This is a genomic window from Acinetobacter sp. V2, from assembly GCF_001188385.1.
Lineage (GTDB): Bacteria > Pseudomonadota > Gammaproteobacteria > Pseudomonadales > Moraxellaceae > Acinetobacter > Acinetobacter oleivorans.
On record NZ_JZFB01000003.1, the window covers coordinates 147,083 to 149,387 of the forward strand.

Annotated in this window: 2 protein-coding genes and 2 pseudogenes; 3 read left to right on the forward strand and 1 reads right to left on the reverse strand. The window is 39.4% G+C overall.

Translation table 11 applies throughout. The annotated features are described in order from the left end of the window. Positions 1-214 (forward strand): annotated as a pseudogene (locus UC75_RS21385) (carbonic anhydrase); the annotation flags it as partial. Between the two features lie 35 nt (positions 215-249). Here UC75_RS21385 and UC75_RS11605 read toward each other — a convergent pair. Next, the gene (locus UC75_RS11605; RefSeq protein ID WP_049837687.1) at positions 250-873 is read right to left on the reverse strand and encodes an arylesterase; all 624 of its coding nucleotides are present in this window, start codon (positions 871-873) and stop codon (positions 250-252) included. Between the two features lie 44 nt (positions 874-917). On the opposite strand from UC75_RS11605, the gene UC75_RS11610 reads away from it, so the two are divergent. Together UC75_RS11610 and UC75_RS21390 are read left to right on the forward strand one after the other, a co-directional pair. Then, a complete protein-coding gene (locus tag UC75_RS11610) occupies positions 918-1,610 on the forward strand; it encodes an ABC transporter ATP-binding protein (RefSeq protein WP_005303339.1) in 693 nt (230 codons plus the stop codon). A gap of 27 nt (positions 1,611-1,637) precedes the next feature. After that, positions 1,638-2,305 (forward strand): annotated as a pseudogene (locus UC75_RS21390) (ABC transporter permease); the annotation flags it as partial.

A 2,305-nucleotide genomic window follows, 5' to 3' on the forward strand; every position in this document is an offset into this window, starting at 1 on the left:
TCGTCCGTCAGTTGAAATTTTAATGCAGACTGATTTAAAAAATGATTTGAAAAAACTTTCATGTCATGCGGTACGTTCAAACGTTTTTGCTTCGGTCAATCAATTACGTCATGGTTCGGCTGTGTTAGAGAGCCTGATTGCAAAAGGTGAGTTGATTGTTGTTGGTGCAGAATATTCGCTAGAAACTGGTGAAGTAACCTTCTTTGATTTCTGATTATATTAATAATAATGCTTAAAACTAAAAGGTGCCTACAGAGCACCTTTTATATATGGATAAGCTAAATTAAGTAATTTTGACTGTGCTTGAGCATTTGGATGAATCAAGTCATTTTGCATAAGCTGTTTTTGACCTGCGACTCCATCAAGAAAAAACGGTAGTAATTTCACCTGATATTTTTGGCTGACAACTTTATAGTTATTTTCAAAAGCTTTGCTATACGCAGCCCCGTAATTTGGCGGAATTTTCATGCCAAAAAGAATAACTTGGGCTTTTTGTTTCTGACTTAACTGAATGAGCTGATCCAGATTTTTTTGAATCATTTGAGGTGGTTGACCACGTAAGCCATCATTTCCACCTAATTCAATCACGACCACATTTGGCTTATAAGTTTGTAATAGCTTAGGTAATCGGGCTAAAGCGCCGCTGGTTGTTTCTCCACTAACACTTCCATTGACCACTTTGTGTTGTTTGGGATACTGTTGGTCTAAGCGTTTTTGCAGTAATTGTACCCAACCTTGTTTGGGATCAATTCCGTAACCGGCACTAATACTATCTCCTAAAATTAAAATAGTTTTCGCCGATACAAGCATAGGCAGCATACTTAATGAGATGAGCATGATGCTTTTAGAACCAATCAAAAAAGATTTATACATTTGTACTTCGACCCTGATTCTGAATACATAGGACTTTTTACATCATGCCACAACCCATCATTGCTGCCCATCAAGTTACACAAACTATTCAGATTAACCAAAATCAGTTTACGATTTTAAAAGATATCGACTTAGAGATTTTTGAAGGGGAGCAGGTGGCAATTACTGGGCGTTCTGGCTCAGGTAAATCAACATTACTGGGAATTTTGGCAACTTTAGATCAACCCTCTGAAGGCGAAGTTTGGCTGTGTGGTCAAGCTGTTCATCAATTAACAGAGGAACAACGTGCCCAAATTAGAATGCAGCACATTGGTTTCGTATTTCAGTCTTTTCAACTTTTACCTCAGTTGAGTGCGCTTGAAAATGTGATGTTGCCTTTACGGTTGCGTAAAGATTTTGATTATAAAACCGCAGAGAAAAAAGCTTTAGATTGGTTGCATCGAGTAGGTCTTAGTCGTCAGGTTGAACAAACGCCTAAAGTCTTATCTGGAGGGGAGCAACAACGTGTGGCGATTGCACGAGCTCTTATTGCAGAACCACAAATTATTTTCGCGGATGAACCTACCGGAAACTTAGATGGTCAGACAGCACAAGAAATTGAAAGTTTGCTCTTTGATTTAAACCGAGAGTTAGGTACGACTCTGATCTTAGTGACTCATGATCGTAATTTGGCCGCTCTTTGCCAGCGTCATGTTGAGTTAGATGACGGCCGACTAAAGACAGTACAGGGTGGTTAAATTATGCGTAATCTTCTCAAACCACTTTTGCTACAAAGTTTTCGTACGGGTGGATTATATCTACTCATTATTGCTTTATCGCTTGCGATTAGTGCAACCACAGCCCTGAAATTTAGTAATGACCAAGTTAAAAATGCAGTCAGTCTGCAAGCTTCGCAAATGCTGGGTGCAGATTTAGTTCTGTCGAATAACGAGCCTATCGAACAGCTGTGGAAAAAAAGAGCAGAACAGCTTGGTTTAAAGCAAACTAATGTCACTCTATTTAGTTCTATGGCTCATACACAAGATCAGTTTGTCATGGTCAATGTAAAAGCGATAGAACCTGCATTTCCACTCAGAGGGCAGCTTGAAATTGCGCCAAAAACTCAAGCGATTCAATCTGGTGAAGTCTGGCTAAGCCAAAGAGCAGCGGATTTATTAAAAGTAAAAAGGGGAGATATTGTTTCTATTGCTGACGGTACCTTCCGTTTTAGCGGCGTGATTGTGCGTGATTCAAATCAAGAACTGGGTTTTTCCGGTTTTTCACCTACCGTCATTATTCATCAAGCTGATATTGCTAAAACGCATGCAATTCAAACTGGCAGTAGAATCGATTATCGACTGTTAATGTCTGGTCAACCTGAACAAGTTCAGGCATTTTCAAAGCAATTTAAGCAACAGCATCAACCTTCTAAAGAACCAGATGAAACGGCAGG